15 protein-coding genes and 2 pseudogenes are annotated in these 17,486 nt (G+C 63.0%); 12 read left to right on the top strand and 5 right to left on the bottom strand.

Annotation, left to right across the window (positions count from 1 at the left end; genetic code table 11):
- Positions 1 to 59: 59 nt before the first annotated feature.
- Positions 60 to 965 carry a LysR family transcriptional regulator gene (locus CSC66_RS09665; RefSeq protein WP_162377189.1) on the bottom strand — a complete coding sequence of 302 codons (906 nt, stop codon included), beginning with the start codon at positions 963 to 965 and terminating at the stop codon, positions 60 to 62.
- A gap of 154 nt (positions 966 to 1,119) precedes the next feature.
- Here CSC66_RS09665 and CSC66_RS09670 point away from each other — a divergent pair, with 154 nt between their 5' ends.
- The 12 genes from CSC66_RS09670 to CSC66_RS09725 all read left to right on the top strand — a co-directional run bounded on the left by CSC66_RS09670 (position 1,120) and on the right by CSC66_RS09725 (position 14,888).
- On the top strand, positions 1,120 to 1,527 hold the full coding sequence (locus CSC66_RS09670; RefSeq protein WP_162377190.1) for a ketosteroid isomerase-related protein: 408 nt from the start codon (positions 1,120 to 1,122) through the stop codon (positions 1,525 to 1,527).
- Between the two features lie 43 nt (positions 1,528 to 1,570).
- Complete coding sequence (locus CSC66_RS09675; protein ID WP_425501056.1) at positions 1,571 to 2,137, top strand: GNAT family N-acetyltransferase; 567 nt, start codon at positions 1,571 to 1,573, stop codon at positions 2,135 to 2,137.
- Positions 2,134 to 3,024, top strand: a complete 891-nt coding sequence (locus CSC66_RS09680; RefSeq protein WP_162377191.1) for a carbon-nitrogen hydrolase family protein — start codon at positions 2,134 to 2,136, stop codon at positions 3,022 to 3,024. Before CSC66_RS09675 ends, CSC66_RS09680 begins: the two co-directional genes overlap by 4 nt.
- 282 nt (positions 3,025 to 3,306) lie before the next feature.
- Positions 3,307 to 3,582, top strand: a complete 276-nt coding sequence (frmR, locus tag CSC66_RS09685) for a formaldehyde-responsive transcriptional repressor FrmR (RefSeq protein ID WP_162377192.1) — start codon at positions 3,307 to 3,309, stop codon at positions 3,580 to 3,582.
- A 59-nt stretch (positions 3,583 to 3,641) separates the two neighbouring features.
- On the top strand, positions 3,642 to 4,751 hold the full coding sequence (locus CSC66_RS09690; protein ID WP_162377193.1) for an S-(hydroxymethyl)glutathione dehydrogenase/class III alcohol dehydrogenase: 1,110 nt from the start codon (positions 3,642 to 3,644) through the stop codon (positions 4,749 to 4,751).
- A gap of 43 nt (positions 4,752 to 4,794) precedes the next feature.
- Positions 4,795 to 5,193, top strand: coding sequence for a VOC family protein (locus CSC66_RS09695; protein WP_131700613.1), 399 nt, complete (start codon positions 4,795 to 4,797; stop codon positions 5,191 to 5,193).
- Positions 5,194 to 5,375: 182 nt separating this feature from the next.
- A complete protein-coding gene (locus CSC66_RS09700; RefSeq protein ID WP_162377194.1) occupies positions 5,376 to 6,710 on the top strand; it encodes a DUF3422 family protein in 1,335 nt (444 codons plus the stop codon).
- Positions 6,711 to 6,768: 58 nt separating this feature from the next.
- The gene (gene fghA / locus CSC66_RS09705; RefSeq protein ID WP_007182551.1) at positions 6,769 to 7,599 is read left to right on the top strand and encodes an S-formylglutathione hydrolase; all 831 of its coding nucleotides are present in this window, start codon (positions 6,769 to 6,771) and stop codon (positions 7,597 to 7,599) included.
- Positions 7,600 to 7,615: 16 nt separating this feature from the next.
- Positions 7,616 to 8,923 (top strand): NAD(P)/FAD-dependent oxidoreductase, encoded by a 1,308-nt coding sequence (locus CSC66_RS09710; RefSeq protein WP_162377195.1) that lies wholly within the window; start codon positions 7,616 to 7,618, stop codon positions 8,921 to 8,923.
- An 87-nt stretch (positions 8,924 to 9,010) separates the two neighbouring features.
- Positions 9,011 to 10,288, top strand: coding sequence for a replication-associated recombination protein A (locus CSC66_RS09715; RefSeq protein ID WP_425501057.1), 1,278 nt, complete (start codon positions 9,011 to 9,013; stop codon positions 10,286 to 10,288).
- Positions 10,289 to 10,345: 57 nt separating this feature from the next.
- A complete protein-coding gene (gene nhaA, locus CSC66_RS09720) occupies positions 10,346 to 12,211 on the top strand; it encodes a Na+/H+ antiporter NhaA (protein ID WP_162377197.1) in 1,866 nt (621 codons plus the stop codon).
- A gap of 25 nt (positions 12,212 to 12,236) precedes the next feature.
- Positions 12,237 to 14,888, top strand: coding sequence for an excinuclease ABC subunit UvrA (locus CSC66_RS09725; protein WP_162377206.1), 2,652 nt, complete (start codon positions 12,237 to 12,239; stop codon positions 14,886 to 14,888).
- Positions 14,889 to 14,968: 80 nt separating this feature from the next.
- Here CSC66_RS09725 and CSC66_RS17825 read toward each other — a convergent pair.
- The 4 genes and pseudogenes from CSC66_RS17825 to CSC66_RS09740 form a co-directional block, all read right to left on the bottom strand.
- Positions 14,969 to 15,263, bottom strand: a pseudogene (locus CSC66_RS17825) (conjugal transfer nickase/helicase domain-containing protein).
- 16 nt (positions 15,264 to 15,279) lie between these two features.
- Positions 15,280 to 15,510: pseudogene (locus CSC66_RS17830) on the bottom strand (conjugal transfer nickase/helicase domain-containing protein); the annotation flags it as partial.
- A 259-nt stretch (positions 15,511 to 15,769) separates the two neighbouring features.
- Complete coding sequence (locus tag CSC66_RS09735; RefSeq protein WP_162377198.1) at positions 15,770 to 16,834, bottom strand: alkene reductase; 1,065 nt, start codon at positions 16,832 to 16,834, stop codon at positions 15,770 to 15,772.
- A 210-nt stretch (positions 16,835 to 17,044) separates the two neighbouring features.
- A complete protein-coding gene (locus CSC66_RS09740) occupies positions 17,045 to 17,353 on the bottom strand; it encodes a helix-turn-helix domain-containing protein (protein ID WP_202935623.1) in 309 nt (102 codons plus the stop codon).
- Positions 17,354 to 17,486 lie beyond the last annotated feature (133 nt).

Raw genomic sequence — 17,486 nt, forward strand, 5'->3', positions numbered from 1 at the left:
CGCGGTCAATTGAGGTCGTCTATGACAACGGATCTCGCAGGGAGTTTCTCAACAGCCTGCTAAGGCAAAACCGGCAACGACCCAATCGCTGTCTGCAATTCATCGAACACGGCCCGGACTCTCGCTGACACAGGGGCGCGCTGAGGCCGATAGACATACAAGCCCCAAGCCGGCGGCTCGTCCTTCTGCAGAACCCGCACCAGTTTTCCATTGGCGATATACGGGGCCGCCATGTAGTCCGCCAATTGAGCAAACGCAATTCCGGCCAATGCGGCGCCCATTTCCATGTCGGCGTTGTCCGCGATGAAGGCTGGCGACACAGGCGTCCACTGGCGTCCTGCACTGAAGTGCCAGGACCACGGTCGCCCGGTATTGATGTCGATGGCCGCGGTCACCGGAAAACCGGCCAGTTCATCGACTCCATCCGGTGTTCCCACCTTCTTGATCAGGCGCGGAGCTGCAACGATTGTAAGGCGCATATCGGCAGCCTTGCGCGCGACGAAACGACTGTCGCGCATGAACCCGACCCTGATCCCGACATCGATCTTCTCGTCGACCGCGTTGCTGACGCGATCAGACAAGCGCACATCCAACATGATGTCGGGATGACGTTTGGCAACCCGCTCCAATGCAGGCAGCACAGCCCTGGTCCCCAGGCTATGCGGTGCGGTGACACGAACAGTGCCGGACACGGAAGCCTGCTGATCGGCGCCAGGAACGATCCATAGCTCCTCAACCTGCTCCAGCGCGGGGCGCACCTGCTCCAGCAACCCTTCGCCGAAGGCCGTGATGCGTACCTGCCGCGTGCTTCGATGGAATAACACCTCGCCGTAGTGCTGCTCCAGTCGCTGAATGGCACGTGTGACGCATTGTGGAGACGTTCCGAGCCGGACCGCCGCGTCACGAAAACTGCTGCTCTCGGCCGTCACCCGGAAGATGCGTAGCAGTTCGAATTCATTGTTCACGATGCGTCTGCTCGGCTGGTTGCGATGTTCGACTTTATTCCATACTGAGGAATTATGAAATCGAAATACTTCCATATACATAGCCTGAGCCGTCTCCCAAACTTGTCCTCATTCCGGGATGCCCCGGATCCTCCCACATGCACACGGAACCCGAATGAACACTTCGAATCTGATTGCCGCCTACTACGACGCCTTCAATCGCGGCGACCGCGAGGCCATGTTGTCGATGCTGACCGATGACGTCTCCCACGACCTGAACCAAGGAGCGCGCGAAACCGGCCGCGATGCGTTCCGCGCCTTCCTGCAACGCATGGATCGCTGTTACGGCGAGCAGTTGCGGGACATCGTGGTGATGGTCAGCGCCGACGGCCTGCGCGCGGGCGCCGAATACGTGGTGCACGGCGAGTACAAGGTGACCGACGAGGGGCTGCCGGAAGCCGAAGGCCAGCGCTACGTGCTGCCGGGCGGCGCGTTCTTCGACGTCCGTGACGGCAAAATCGCGCGCGTCACCAACTACTACAACCTGGACGACTGGATCGCCCAGGTTGGCGGGAAGCGCTGACATGGCGGGTGACATTCGCGTGCTGGTCCGCCGCGGTGCCGACATGGTCGAGTGGTTCGACGACGTGGCACGCCTGCGCGCCGAGGTCTTCCGCGCTTTTCCCTACCTCTACGAGGGCGACGTCGAGTACGAGAAGCATTACCTCGCCACCTATGCCCGCTCGGCAGGCAGCGTGCTGGTGCTCGTGCTCGCCGGCGACGCGGTGGTGGGGGCATCCACCGGATTGCCGCTAGGCGAAGCCGAACCGGCCTTCCAGGCGCCGTTCCTCGACCGAGGCATCCCGGTGGAGGAGGTGTTCTACTGCGGTGAATCCGTCCTGCTCCCGGCGTTCCGCGGACAGGGCCTTGGGCATCGCTTCTTCGATGAGCGCGAGGCGCATGCCCGTTCGCTGGGTGGCATCCGCTGGACCTCGTTCGCATCGGTGAATCGGGCAAGCGATGATCCACGGCGGCCAGCCGATTATCGCGGCAACGACGTGTTCTGGACCCGCCGTGGGTACACGCGGCAGCCGGACATGCAGGTAAGGCTGCCGTGGAAACAGCTCGGCGAAGCGCACGAATCCGAGCAGACGCTGACGATGTGGCTGCGTCCGCTGGAGGCCGGGCAATGAAGATCGCCGTCGCCAAGTACGCGGTTGGCAACCCCGCCGACTTCGAGGCCTTTGCCGCACGCCAGCGCCAGATCCTGAGAGAAGCATGCGGTGCCGGCGTCGAACTGGCCGTGCTGCCCGAATACCTGTCGCTTGAACTGGCGTCAACGTTCGCGCCCGAAATCAGCCGCGACTTGAACGCTTCGCTGGCCGCGCTGCAAACGCTGCAATCCGAGTGGCTGGCGCTGTACGCCGACCTGGCGCGCGAGCTGCGCATGACCATTCAGGCCGGTACGTTCTTGACCCGGGTTGGACCGGATCGCTATCGCAACCGGGCGTGGTGGTTTGCGCCGGACGGCACGCGTGACTACCAGGACAAATTGCAGTTGACGGGGTTCGAGAAAGACACTGGCGTCATCGAGGGGGGCGACGAACTCAAGGTGTTCGACCTGAATGGCGTGCGTGCCGGCATCGCTGTTTGCTACGACAGTGAGTTTCCATTGCCTGTGCGAGCCCAGCGAGAGGCGGGTGCACGCCTGCTGTTGGTCCCGAGCTGTACGGACACGAGGGCAGGTGCAACCCGGGTTCGTGTGGGCTGCATGGCGCGGGCACTGGAGAACCGGATGTTCGTCGCACAGGCCGTGACGACCGGAGCTGCTGACTGGAGTCCGGCGCTGGACACGAACACTGGCGAGGCCACGATCTATGCACCCATGGATCGTGGATTCCCCGAGGATGGCATTCTCGCGACTACTTGCGGCACGCAGACATGGGCGATCGGTGATCTTGATGTTGAAGCACTCGACCGAAACCAAGAACAGGCCCAGGTTGCGGTCGATCGTGACTGGGACGGACAGATGTTGCCTGCACTGCGGAAAGCTCGACACTCGGGTCATCAGGTCGCCTAGCCGGTCTCATCTTGATAGTTTCAACTCGATGAGTCGGCTTAGATAGGTCATATCTATCTGTGTATAGATTTTTCCAGTTTGACCAGTTTTGAACTTGCACCGATGCTGTCGATACATGCAAGAAATATTCATTGATTTGAATGTTTTGCGCTTCTTGAGAACAAACCTGAACTAGCCTGTAAGAGTGCTCGAAGAGCACAGATTTTGTGGCGAAGTTCGGCCGCATATACTATGGGGGGGTATGGTATAGTGCGGCGGTGTACCCAAGTAGAGAGGTGTTCGATGCCACACAGCCCGGAAGAAAAGAAGCAAGCACTGACGCGCATCAGGCGCATCAAAGGTCAGGTAGCGTCTCTTGAGCAAGCGCTTGATGCAGGTGCGGAATGTCCTGCAATTCTTCAGCAGCTTGCGGCCGTTCGTGGCGCGGTCAACGGTTTGATGGCAACGGTTCTGGAGAGCTATCTGCGGGAAGAGTTTCCCAGTAGCGAAATCAGGAGCGATTCGCAGAACAAGTCCATTGACGAGACCATCTCTATCGTCCGCTCCTATCTGCGGTAGAGGCACCAGGGTGCCCTCGGTGAGGGCAAATTTAGTTAGCTAGTAAAGGAAGCGACATCATGAAATCACGTGCAGCAGTTGCCTTCGGGCCAGGAAAGCCGCTGGAAATCGTCGAGATCGACGTCGAGCCGCCGCGCAAGGGCGAGGTGCTCATCAAGATCACGAATACCGGCGTTTGCCATACCGACGCCTTCACCTTGTCGGGCGACGACCCCGAAGGTCTCTTCCCGGTCGTGCTGGGTCATGAGGGTGCGGGTATCGTCGTGGAGGTGGGTGAAGGTGTGACCAGCGTGAAGCCTGGCGATCACGTCATTCCGCTCTACACCGCCGAATGCGGCGAGTGCCTGTTCTGCAAGTCCGGCAAGACCAACCTGTGTGTCGCGGTTCGCGCAACCCAGGGCAAGGGGCTGATGCCCGATGGTACGACTCGCTTCTCGTACAACGGTCAGCCGCTTTACCACTATATGGGCTGCTCGACCTTCAGCGAATACACGGTCGTCGCCGAAGTCTCGCTGGCCAAGATCAACCCGGAAGCCAACCCCGAGCACGTCTGCCTGCTGGGCTGCGGCGTGACCACCGGCATCGGCGCCGTGCACAACACGGCCAAGGTACAGCCCGGCGACTCGGTGGCCATCTTCGGCCTCGGCGGCATCGGTCTCGCTGCGATTCAAGGTGCACGCCAGGCCAAAGCGGGCCGCATCATCGCCATCGATACCAATCCGGCGAAGTTCGAACTGGCTCGTACCTTCGGCGCGACCGAATGCCTCAATCCGAAGGACTTCGACAAGCCGATTCACGAGGTTCTGATCGAGATGACCGGCTGGGGTGTCGATCACACCTTCGAGTGCATCGGCAACGTCAACGTGATGCGCTCGGCACTGGAAGCAGCCCACCGTGGCTGGGGCCAGTCGATCGTCATCGGCGTGGCTGGTGCTGGCAAGGAAATTTCTACCCGCCCGTTCCAGTTGATCACCGGTCGCACCTGGAAGGGTTCGGCTTTCGGCGGGGTCAAGGGGCGCACCCAACTCCCGGGCATGGTGGAAGACGCAATGAAAGGCGAGATCGATCTCGCCCCGTTCGTCACCCACACCATGGGCCTCGACGACATCAACAAGGCCTTCGACCTGATGCATGAAGGCAAGTCGATTCGCACGGTGATCCACTACTGATCACCCACTATCCATTCAACACCAACCACCAAGGAAATTAATCATGTCCAATCCTGTCATTTCCGGCGACGGCATCTTCTCGCACGTCTTCGTCGGCGCCGCCGACGTCCAGAAGTCGACCGCGTTCTATGACGCCGCTCTGGGTGCTCTCGGCATCAAGAACCTCGGTCCTTTCGGCAACGGATGGGTGCTTTTCGGTCGCGAAAAGCCGGCTTTCATCATCGCCCGTCCGGGCAATGGTGAAGCGCCTTCCAGCAACGGCGTGACGGTCGGCTTTGCGGCCGCCACTCCCGCCGAAGTGGATGCCTTCCACGCCGCCGGCCTTGCCGCAGGCGGCACCGACGAGGGCCAGCCTGGCCCGCGTGGCCACCTGCCGGGTGCCTATGCGGCCTACCTGCGTGATCCGGCGGGCAACAAGGTTTGCGCGTACACCTTCGTCTGAAAGCTAGGAAGCTGAGGGCGTTCTGAAAGGGCCAGCACAAGCCTCTACACGGCGAGCCTATTAGACGGACCGTGTAGAGCGGTGCCTGCTCATGAAGATCGGCCCGCAGCCATGTGCGAAACGCATGGCTGCGGGCATTTGCTTTGAAGCGTGTTTTTCAACCAATGAGAAATGAGGTCGTTATGCAAGAGCCGGCCAACATCAATACGACGACCGTACAACCCGCCCCGACCGCCACCGTGTACGGCATGCCGGCCTATGCCGATCGTGCTGCGGCCGTGGGTGAAGTGCATGCGCGCCCGCATCTGTTGATTCAGGCCCCCCGCGGCATATTGCAGCTCGCTTTCATGACCGAAGGCGATCAGGCCAGGGATCAGATGGCGATGAGTGAGTTGTCTCATCGCTTCGGCGTTGCCGAGCCCGACCACGCTACGCCGCTTCACGGCGTGACATGGGATGAGGGAGACCTGCACTGTGAAAAGCACACCGAGTTCTCAACGTATCTCTGGTGCGCTTCGCTGGATTCCGAGACGGGAGAGCCGTGCGGCGAAAATCCGTTCAAGCATGGATTTGTTCCTCCCGGCCCGGTCGTATCCGGCATCCGTTTGAGACTTCTTCCGTGGACGCCGGAAACGGAGAAGCAGGTCGATCGCTTCGATCCTGCCAGCCTGTGCTACTCGCTGGTGGAGAACGGCTCTGCCGCCATCCTGACCGACTTTCGACAGGATGAGGATGGCCTGACGCAGATCCTCGTCCTTGCCCGCGATTTGACCCCGGCGCGGGCGGGTGCGCTGGCTCAACGTCTGCTGGAGATCGAGACTTACCGCACCTTGGCGTTGCTGTCCCTGCCGTTGACACGATCGATGACGTCGGAACTGCGACGCATGGAGTCGCGCCTTGCGGCGATCACCGACGAGATGTGTACGAGCTTGGTGGAACGGCGCGACAGCGACGTGCTGCTGTCCGAATTGACCGGCCTGGCTGCCGAACTGGAAGCTGGCGTTGCGGCGAATCTCTATCGCTTCGGCGCCAGTCGTGCCTACTACGAGATCGTCGAGGAAAGGCTGGCAGCGCTTTCGGAAGAGGCCGTATCCGGGTACTGCACCTGGGCGGATTTCCTGCAGCGTCGCATCGCTCCCGCCATGCGGACATGCCAATCCGTAAAGGAGCGCCAGACCAAGCTCTCCGACAAGCTGACCCGCGCCATCGCGTTGCTGCGTTCCTGGATCGACGTCGAGCTTGAACGCCAGAACCGCGATCTGCTTGCGTCGATGAACAACCGGGCCAAGATGCAATTGCGCCTTCAGCAAACCGTCGAAGGCCTGTCGGTCGCGGCAATTTCTTATTACGTCGTGAGTCTTCTCGGCTATTTGCTCAAGGGCATTCCGATGGTTCACGACAGCGTGGCGCCGGTGATGGCGGTTCTGGTGCCTGCGGTGATGCTGACGATCTGGTGGATCGTGCGCAGGATCAGACACGCCCACGGCGACACGGCAGCGGAAGAGAAATCTTCCTGACGAGCTGCCGTCCTGGCGCGCGAGAGCTGCGCCGTCCGTTTGAACATAGGAGAACTACATGGAACGCATCGAACATCACGCCAGCTTTGATGGTTGGCAGGACGTTTATCAGCATGAATCCACGACGCTCGGTTGCACGATGAAGGTCGGCGTCTATCTGCCTCCGCAGGCACAGCACGGCAAGGTGCCGGTGCTGTACTGGCTTTCAGGCCTCACCTGCACCGAGCAGAACTTCATCACCAAGTCCGCCGTCCAGCGCTACGCGGCCGAACATGGCATTGCCGTCGTCGCGCCCGATAGCAGTGCTCGCGGCGAAGGCGTTGCCGACGATCCTGCCTATGACCTCGGACAGGGGGCGGGTTTCTACGTCAACGCCACACAGGAACCCTGGGCAGCGAATCATCGGATGTACGACTACGTCGTGCAGGAATTGCCGGCGCTGATCGAGGCCCACTTTCCCGTGACAGCGGAGCGGAGCATCAGCGGCCATTCCATGGGAGGACACGGCGCTCTGGTCATCGCCCTGCGCAACCCGGGCCGTTATCGAAGCGTCTCGGCCTTCTCGCCCATCGTCGCCCCCACCCAGGTTCCCTGGGGGCACAAGGCCTTCGAGGCGTACCTGGGCAGCGATCGGGAAGTGTGGAAGCAGTACGACACCGTGGAGCTGATTCGCACCGTGCAGGAGCGTTTGCCGTTGCTGGTTGATCAGGGCTTGGGCGACGAGTTCCTGGAGAGCCAGCTTCAGCCCGACCTGCTGCGCAAAGCCTGCGACGAGACGGGGCACCCGCTCACGTTGAATCTGCGCCCAGGCTACGACCACAGCTACTACTTCATTGCCAGCTTCATTGGCGAGCATATGGCACACCACGCATCGGCGCTGAAACGCTGAGAGAGGAGATCGGGTCATGACAAAGACCTCCAAAAACCGACATCACGTCGTCATTATCGGAGCGGGCTTCGGCGGGATCGAGGTTGCCAACCAGCTTGCTGGTGTCGAGGTCGATGTGACGATCATCGATCGGCGCAATCATCACCTGTTCCAACCCTTGCTTTACCAGGTCGCAGGTGCGTCACTTTCGACATCCGAGATCGCCTGGCCTATTCGCTATCTCTTCCGAAATCGCCCGGAAGTGAACACCTTGATGGCGGAAGTGGAAGGTATCGACCAGGACGCGCGTCAGGTCATTCTCAACAATGGAATGCGGCAAACCTACGACACGCTCGTGCTCGCGACAGGTGCTACCCATGCCTACTTCGGACACGACGAATGGGGGGCTTTCGCGCCGGGGTTGAAGACGCTGGAAGATGCCACGACCATTCGGGGCCGAATCCTCGCGGCTTTCGAGGAAGCTGAGCGCACGAGCGATCCTCAGCAGCGTGCCGCGCTGCAGACGTTCGTCATCATCGGTGGTGGTCCCACCGGGGTTGAATTGGCCGGAACCATCGCCGAGCTGGCACGAGACACGCTGGCGCGTGACTTCCGCTCGATCGACCCGAGCACATCGCGGGTTGTACTGATCGAGGCTGGCCCGCGTCTGTTGTCGGTCTTTCCAAAGGATCTTTCGGCCTATACGCGCCAGGCACTCGAAAAACTCGGGGTCGAGGTCGTGCTGGGTACTCCGGTCACCGAATGCTCGGCCGACGGCGTGGTGTATGGCGGCAAGCCCCTTTCGGCCAAGACCATCGTCTGGGCCGCCGGAGTCCAGGCGTCTCCCGCGGCTCGCTGGTTGGGCGCTGCGTCTGATCGTGCTGGTCGAGTGGTCGTTGGCCCTGACCTGACGGTGGCCGGTCGCCCGGAGGTCTTCGCCATCGGCGATACAGCCTCGTGCACCATGGCCGATGGGAAGCCCGTGCCGGGCATCGCCCCGGCCACCAAACAGCAAGGGAAGTACGTCGCTAACCTGATTGGACGGCGTTTGAAGGGCAAGCCCGTTGACGGGCCTTTCAAATACCGGCATCAGGGGAACCTGGCCACCATCGGCCGCAGCCTGGCGGTGATTGACATGGGGCGGGTGAAGCTGCGTGGTGCCTTTGCGTGGTGGATCTGGAAGCTGGCGCACATCTACTTTCTGATCGGCACGCGAAATCGTCTCAGTGTCGCTTTGAGCTGGGTATGGAACCACAGCATCGGCTACCGCGGCTCTCGCATCATCATGCATGCGATTGCCGACAAAGAGCCCACGGCGTTGGATAAATCCGGCTCTCTGGATTGAGGTGCCCACCTTATCGGAACGTCAACTATCAGAAATGCCAGGGAGAGGAACTTGACCGATCTATTCACGACAAAGCCCAAGCCTCCCTTGGCCGAACTCCTGCGGCCCAAGACGCTGGACGAATTCGTCGGGCAACGGCACTTGCTCGGCCCCGGCAAGCCGCTGCGTCTCGCGTTCGAGGCGGGCAAGTTGCACTCGTTCATCCTCTGGGGGCCGCCAGGCGTGGGCAAGACCACCCTAGGGCGCCTGGCCGCCAGTGCGACCGACAGCCGATTCATCGCCATCTCGGCCGTGCTGGCCGGGGTGAAGGACATCCGGCAAGCCATCGACGAGGCCCAGGCCGAACTGGACAACCATGGTCGATCGACGGTGCTTTTCGTCGATGAGATCCATCGCTTCAACAAGGCGCAGCAGGATGCCCTGCTGCCCCATGTCGAGTCGGGGCTCCTGACCCTGGTGGGGGGGACGACCGAGCATCCGGGGTTGGCGGTCAATTCCGCACTGCTCTCGCGCGCGCAGGTCTATACCCTCGAACCGCTGTCCAGCGACGAACTGAACCAGCTCTATGAACGCGCGCTGCCGCATCTCCAGGGCGTCACGCTGGACGCGGACGCGCTGGACCTGCTAATGGGCTTTGCCGATGGCGACGGCAGGCGCTTCCTCAATCTGCTTGAGCAGGTGACGAATGCTGCGTCGGGCGCTGGCAAGGTCGTGGTCGATGGCGAGTTCGCCAGACTGTCCACCAGTCCATCGCTGCGCAGGTTCGACAAAGGTGGCGACGAGTTCTACTGGCAGCTCTCAGCCTTCCACAAGTCGCTGAGGGGTTCCGACCCCGATGCGGCCCTGTATTGGCTGGCCCGCATCCTCGACGGCAGCGGCGACGTGAGCCAGGTGACCCGCCGCATGGTGGTTATGGCCAGCGAAGACATCGGCAATGCCGACCCGCAGGCGCTGCAACTGGCACTCAATGCCGCGCTGGCCTACGACAGGCTGGGCTCGCCCGAAGGCGAGATACCGCTGGCCCAGGCGGTGACTTACCTCGCTCTGGCCCCCAAGTCGAATGCCGCCTATGCGGCCTGGGATCAGGCCAAGGCATTCGTCAAGCGCAGCGGCTCCCAGCCTGTGCCGCTCCATCTTCGCAATGCGCCGACGAAGCTGATGAAGCAGATGGGCTATCACGAAGGCTACCGCTACGCGCATGATGAGCCCAACGGCTATGCCGCTGGGCAAACCTATTTTCCCGAGGGCGTGGCGCGGCCGGGCTGGTACCAGCCAACGGACAGGGGCGTCGAGCGACGGCTGGGAGAAAGGCTTACTTGGCTGCGCTCGCTCGATGACGCGACGCCGCCAAGCCCGGACGCTTGACCGACATCCCCCCCCGAAATCGTCCCATCGCTACCTCGCGAACTACAGGATAAGAACATGCCAGACGCTTCTCTCGGTGAATCCTCTCCGAATATCAGACGGAGACGAGTTGCCCGCTATCTACGCACCGAGTCTGGGGCGGCGGTGCTGCTGGTGATCGTCACGGTTGTGGCGCTGGCGTGGGCGAACTCGCCGCTATCCGATGCCTATTTCGGGTTGTGGCACCTGGACGTCGGGTTCAACTTTGGGCCATTGGGCCTGCACATGGATCTGCATCACTGGGTCAACGATGGCCTGATGGTCGTCTTCTTCTTCCTGATCGGCCTGGAGGTGCGTCAGGAATTCGCCCACGGGTCGCTCAGGGACCGCAGCCGTGCCCGTCTCGCCCTGATCGCGGGGGTCGCGGGTGTTGTGCTTCCCGCGCTGGTGTATGTCCTGCTCGTGGGGCTGGCCGGAGGTCAGGGCCTGCACGGGTGGGGGGCGGTGGTCGGTACCGATACGGCGTTCATGCTGGGCACCCTGGCGATCGTCGGTCCGCGGCTGTCTGGTCAGTTGCGCGTGTTCCTGCTCACCCTGACCGTGGTCGATGACTTCCTCGCCGTGTCCATCATCGGCATCGTCTATAGCGAGGAGATCCGGGTCGTCCCGTTGCTGATCGCCCTTGCCAGTCTCGTCGGGTTGTGGTTGCTGGGGCGCACCCGCCAGTGGCGGGCAATGCCGTATGTGCTGATCGTGATCGTGCTGTGGCTCGCAACCGTGTATTCCGGCATCCATGCCTCCCTCGCCGGGATGGCCGCGGGGCTGCTGATCCCCGCCTATGCGACGCAACGTCACGGGGTCGTTGCGGCAAGACAACTGTTCCGCGACTTCTGGCAGTCTCCGAGTGCCGCATCGGCTCGCGCGGTGGACTGCGGGCTGTCCCAGGGTATCTCGGTGAACGAGCGGCTGCACGAGTTCCTGCGGCTGCCGACAGCGCTGCTGATCGTGCCGGTGTTCGCCTTGGCGAACGCCGGGGTGGACCTGCGTGGCGGGCTGCTCGCCGAGGCCTTCGGCTCGCCCGTGACCTGGGGCGTCATCGCGGGGCTCGTGCTCGGCAAGCTCCTGGGCATCGGGCTCACCACGCTCGTCGCCGTCCGTCTCGGCCTGGGCCGGCTGCCCGAGGGCGTCGGAATGGGGAGCGTGTTCGGTGGTGCGGCACTGTCCGGGATCGGGTTCACCGTGTCGCTGCTCATCATCGGGCTCGCGTTCGGCACGACTTCCGACCTGGGCCGCCAGGCGACGGTCGGCGTGCTCGTGTCGATGATGCTCGCCACGTTGCTCGGGTGGCTCATCTTCAAGGTCGCCGCCCAGCGGTGGGGTGAGGAGAACGCCGATCTGCCGATGGTGCTTGAGCCGCCGGTCGATCCCGAGGTCGATCACATTCGCGGGCCAGAGGACGCGCAGCTCACGCTGGTGGAGTACGTGGACTTCGAGTGCGAGTACTGTGCGCACGCTACCGGTTCTTGGGAGGATCTGCGCGCCCACTTCGGGGACGACCTGCGGTATGTGGTGCGCCACTTGCCGCACCACCCGCATGGGCCGATCGCCGCGCGGGCGTCCGAGGCGGCATCGAATCAGGGGATGTTCTGGCCGTGGCTGGACTTCGTGTTCACCCGTCAGCACGCGCTGGAGCGCGAGGATCTGATCGGCTACGCCGCAGAGCTTGGGCTCGACGTCGATCGGTTCATCGCGGATCTCGACAGCCCTGCGGTGATCGAGCGTGTCGAGCGCGACCTCGCCAGTGCGGTCGCCAGCGGAGCGCATGTCACGCCGACGTTCTTCGTCGAGGGTCGCCGCCTGCGCGGCAGCTACGACGCCCGCTCTGTCACCGCAGCGCTCGAAGCCAGCCGCCGCGGCACCCGGACTCAGGAAGTCCCGTCCTGAGCGGGACGAACTACAGGATAAGAACATGCCAAACAATTCTTTCGGTGAATCCTCTTGTACCGCTGCGGCCAGCGGCCTCGTGCAGGTGCGTGGCGCGCGCGAGAACAACCTCAAGGAGGTGGACGTCTCCATCCCGCGTAACGCGCTGGTGGTGTTCTCGGGTGTCTCCGGCTCCGGTAAGTCCTCGCTGGCCTTTGGCACCATCTATGCCGAGGCCCAGCGGCGCTACTTCGAGTCGGTGGCCCCCTATGCGCGGCGACTGATCGACCAGGCCGGCGTACCGGACGTCGATGCGATCGACGGCCTGCCGCCGGCGGTGGCGCTGCAACAGCAGCGGGGCTCCAGCAACGCGCGTTCCTCTGTGGGCAGCGTGACCACGCTATCCAGCCTGGTGCGGATGATGTATTCGCGCGCCGGCGCCTATCCGGCCAACCAGCCGATGCTGTACGCCGAGGATTTTTCGCCCAACACGCCGCAGGGAGCGTGCCCGACCTGCCACGGCCTCGGCCATGTGTACGAGGTGACCGAGGCCAGCATGGTGCCGGACCCGTCGCTGAGCATCCGCGAGCGGGCGATCGCCTCTTGGCCCCCCGCCTGGCAAGGCCAGAACCTGCGCGACATCCTGGTCAGCATGGGCTACGACGTTGACCGACCGTGGAAGGACCTGCCGAAGAAGGATCGCGACTGGATTCTGTTCACCGAGGAAACACCGACGGTGCCGGTGTACGCCGGCCTCACGCCTGCCGAGACCCGCGCCGCGCTCAAGCGCAAGATGGAGCCGAGCTACATGGGCACCTTCACCGGCGCCCGGCGGTATGTGCTGCACACCTTTGCCAACACCCAGAGCGCGCTGATGAGAAAGCGCGTGTCCCGGTTCATGGAGGGCAAACCGTGCCCCACCTGCCACGGCAAGCGGCTCAAGCCCGAGGCGCTGTCGGTCACCTTCGCCGGCGTGGACATCGGCGCGTTCATGCAGATGCCGCTGGACCAGTTGGCGGCCTTGCTCGAACCCATCGCCCAGGGCGATTTCCGCGCCCATGCAGCGGGGGCGGCTACGGACAAGGAGGCGACCCGACGCGACCGTGCCGAACGCGCGGCAACCGGTCGCGCCGTCCATGCGGTATCGCCCGACGTGCGCCGCACCTCGGCGCTATCGGAAGAAAAGCGCCTCGCCGCGCAGCGCCTAGCCGGTGGCGTGATGGCACGCCTGCGCCAACTGCGTGGGCTGGGCCTGGGCTACCTGACGCTGGACCGCGCCACGCCGACGCTTTCGGCCGGCGAGTTGCAGCGCCTGCGGCTGGCCACGCAATTGAGTTCCCTGCTGTTCGGTGTCGTGTACGTGCTCGACGAGCCCTCCGCGGGCCTGCACCCCTCCGACAGCCAGGCCCTGTACGACGCGCTCGACCGGCTGCGCGACGCCGGCAACTCGGTGTTCGTGGTGGAGCACGACTTGGACCTGATGCGCCGCGCGCAATGGCTCGTGGATGTCGGGCCGGATGCTGGGGAGCGTGGCGGCCGCGTGCTCTACAGCGGCGAGCCGGATGGCCTGCGCAAGATTGCCGAATCGCGTACTGCACGCTACCTGTTCGATGAGATCCCCGCGCCGGGACGCCGGGCACGCGAAGCGACCGGCTGGCTGGAGCTGCAGGACATTCACCGCCACAACCTGCATGGCGTGAATGCGCGCATTCCGCTGGGCGTGTTGTCGGCCGTCACCGGCATCTCCGGCTCGGGCAAGTCCAGCCTCGTCGCGCAGGCCCTGCCGGAGCTGATGCTGCTGCACCTGGGCCACGAGCCGGAAGACGATGTAACCGAAAGCGCCACCAGCGAAGGGCCGGCAGTGATCGAAGCGACCGGCGGCCATCTGGCGGGCGACGTGGACGCCGTACAGCGTCTGGTGCAGGTGGACCAGAAACCGATCGGGCGCACGCCCCGATCCAACCTGGCCACCTACACCGGCCTGTTCGACCATGTGCGCAAGCTGTTCGCTGCCACGCCCGATGCGCGACGCCGCCGCTATGACGCCGGGCGGTTCTCGTTCAACGTCGCCAAGGGGCGCTGCGAGACCTGCGAGGGCGAGGGCTTCGTCAGCGTGGAACTGCTGTTCATGCCCAGCGTGTACGCGCCGTGTCCGACGTGCCATGGCGCACGCTACAACGAGGCCACGCTGAAGGTGCAATGGAACGGGCGCAACATCGCCGAGGTGCTGCAGATGACCGTGGACGAAGCCAGCGAATTCTTCGCGGGTGAAGACGCTGTGGCAAGGCCACTGCAACTGCTGCGAGATATCGGACTGGGCTACCTGCGCCTGGGGCAACCGGCCACCGAGCTTTCCGGTGGCGAGGCGCAGCGTATCAAGCTGGCGACCGAGCTTCAGCGCAGCCAGCGCGGCCGAAGCCTGTACGTGCTCGACGAGCCGACCACCGGGCTGCATGCGTCGGATGCCGACCGGCTGCTGATCCAGTTGCAGCGCCTGGTCGATGCCGGCAACACCGTGGTGATGATCGAGCACGATATGCGCGCGGTGGCCCAGGCCGATTGGGTGATCGACGTGGGGCCTGGTGCAGGCGCTGCCGGCGGCAGCATCGTGGTGGCGGGCTCCCCTCAGCAGGTGGCCCGAACGTCTGGCAGCAGAACCGCTCCGTTCCTTGCACAGGAGTTGGCGCGGGCCGAGTAGCTCAGTTCGCCAAATGTTGCCAATTTTCGCGGGGCCTTGATCGTCGCCACACGACGGTGGCGATCAATGCCCGAATCGCGTCATCCTTCCTGAGTCAGAGCAAGATAGGGGTTGTTGGGCGGTATTTCGGCGAGTGCCAAGGACCCATCTTCGAGGAGGTAGCCATGCAGTCGGCGGGACTTCCTCGGGCCCGTGACTTCACAGGTGCAAGTGTTCAGTCCTGGGCTGCTTTCGATGTAGCTGCAGCTTCTCGAAGCGCTTCTGCACCCACTGCCAATCCTGTTGATTCTCCTGCTTGGCGAGTGCGGCCACTTCGGGATGCTCCTGCGCATAGCGTGTGGAACACACCCGGGCTGACCAGGTAGGCCGTGTCATTCACCGTATGCACGAGTGCCTTCGCGTCGTTGATGATGAACCGTCGTGAGGCGATTCCCTGCTTCAGCCAAACCATGAACTGTTCCCCGGATGGCTTCGTTGCCGATGGCCCAGGCGTAGGCGCGGGTGCAGGCGATGGAATGGACGTCGCGGCTGTTGCTGGCGCGGGGGTGTGGAGGAACTCCTCGGCATCCTGGCCAACGCCGGCCGAATCACCCAAGCCCACCATCGCGAGCAAATCCTCCATGACGTCGGGCACGGGCTGGGCTGCGGGCGGTGAAACGATGGTGGTGCTGTCGCCCTCCCAAATCGGCCTCGGCACTACCTGAGCCGGAGACGATGTACGAGTTCGGCGGGCGGCGAAGCAAACCGAGGCAACTTATCAATTAAAGATCGTGATGGCGCACAACACTCGGTAGACGCCATCGATTCACAGCTTCGCAAGATCGAAGGGCAGAGCCTTGGGTATAAAGTGGCTCGTTCCTTCGGTCTTCTGGGGCGGTGACTTACGCGACCTGCAGTGTCGGATAGTCTGTATAGCCCTTGGCGCCACCTGCGTAGAACGTGTTGGAGTCAGGCGCGTTCAGCGGTGCCTTGGCCCTGATGCGTGCGGGCAGGTCCGGGTTAGCCAGGAAGGCGGTGCCAAAGGCCACAGCGTCAAGCTTACCTTCGGCAATAGCTGCCTCTGCCTCATCAGCGCTGTAACCCATATTGCCCACCAACACACCCTTGTACTTTTCACGCGCTACGGGCATGACATCGGCCTTCTGCACGCCGAAGAAATCGGCGCGCATCACGTGCAGGTAGGCTAGCTTGAAGGCATTGAGCCTATCGGCCACGAAGCCGATGAGGGCCAGCGGGTCGCTGTCTTTCATGCTGTTGAAGCTGTTGAGGGGCGACAGGCGCAGACCCACACGTTCGGAACCGATCGCCTGGGTCACGGCAGTGAGTACCTCGAACAGCAAACGTGCACGGTTTTCCAGCGATCCGCCGTAAGCATCGGTGCGCTGGTTGGGCGTGTCGCGCAGAAACTGGTCAATCAGGTAGCCGTTGGCGCCGTGTACTTCCACACCATCAAAGCCGGCGGAAATGGCGTTGCGTGCGCCTTGAGCAAACGCAGCCACGATGCCGGGAATCTCTTCGACGGTTAGGGGGCGGGGCACCGCGTGCGGCACCTTGCCTTGGGGCGTGTGGATCTCACCCTCAATAGCGGTGGCGCTGCTGGAGACAATGGGGGCGCCATCGGCAGCGCCAGGGTAGGCTGCGCGGCCAGCGTGCCAGATCTGCATGAAGATGCGTCCGCCCTTGGCGTGCACCGCGTCGGTCACCTGCCTCCAGGCTGCAATCTGCGCGTCGTTGTAGATGCCAGGCTCATTGACGAAGGCCGATGTACCGGGCGCCACCATGGTGCATTCGGAAATCAGCAGGCCGCCGGTGGCTCGCTGGCTGTAGTACTCGGCCATCAGCGCGTTGGGCATGTGGCCAGCGTCGGCACGGGCGCGTGTCAGTGGTGCCAGAAGGATGCGGTTGGGCAGGGTGAGAGAACCTACTTGAAGTGGATTGAATAGCATGTGGATGAGAACCCAGATTAGTGAACAGAAAACAGTGGTAAAGCTAACAGTATTCCCAATACTCTGACCTTTGAAAGGTCACTGAAGACCATTTTGGCAAGGCTGGTGCTTTTGCACCCAACGCACGATGTGGTATACGCAAGTGGGTAAGCCTTTGCTTCCGACAGTTTCGCGGCTGTCTCCAGCCGTACATGCACCAAACGCCTTTGGTCATCCACCGCGTCGCAACTCCCTGACACCCCGGCCCAGCTTGCGGCGCAACAGGGCCCGCAGGGTCACCCCATCCGAGTACCCGACCTGTGCGGCGACCTGGTCGACGCTGGCGTTCCCGGTGCGCAAGAGATGGACGGCATGCTCCACGCGCAGGTCCTGGAAATACGACAGCGGTGTCTTTCCCAAAACGCTTTGCAGCCGCCGCGCCAAGGTGCGCTCGCTTGTGCCCGCGGCGCTGGCCGCCTCGGCCAGCGAGAACCCCTGCGCGAGCCGACGTCTGGCCCAGCACTCGAAGCGCTCCACCATCGGGTCTGACCTGCCGGGTGATTTTCGGACCAGTTGAAAGTTGAGAGGATGGCTCCCGACAGAGCGAGGAGCCCATGCGCAAGTCCCGATTCACCGAAGACCAGATGGTCAAGATCCTCCGCGAGGCCGACAA

It is taken from the genome of Pseudoxanthomonas kaohsiungensis (genome assembly GCF_010211765.1).
GTDB classification, from domain to species: Bacteria; Pseudomonadota; Gammaproteobacteria; order Xanthomonadales; family Xanthomonadaceae; genus Pseudoxanthomonas; species Pseudoxanthomonas kaohsiungensis.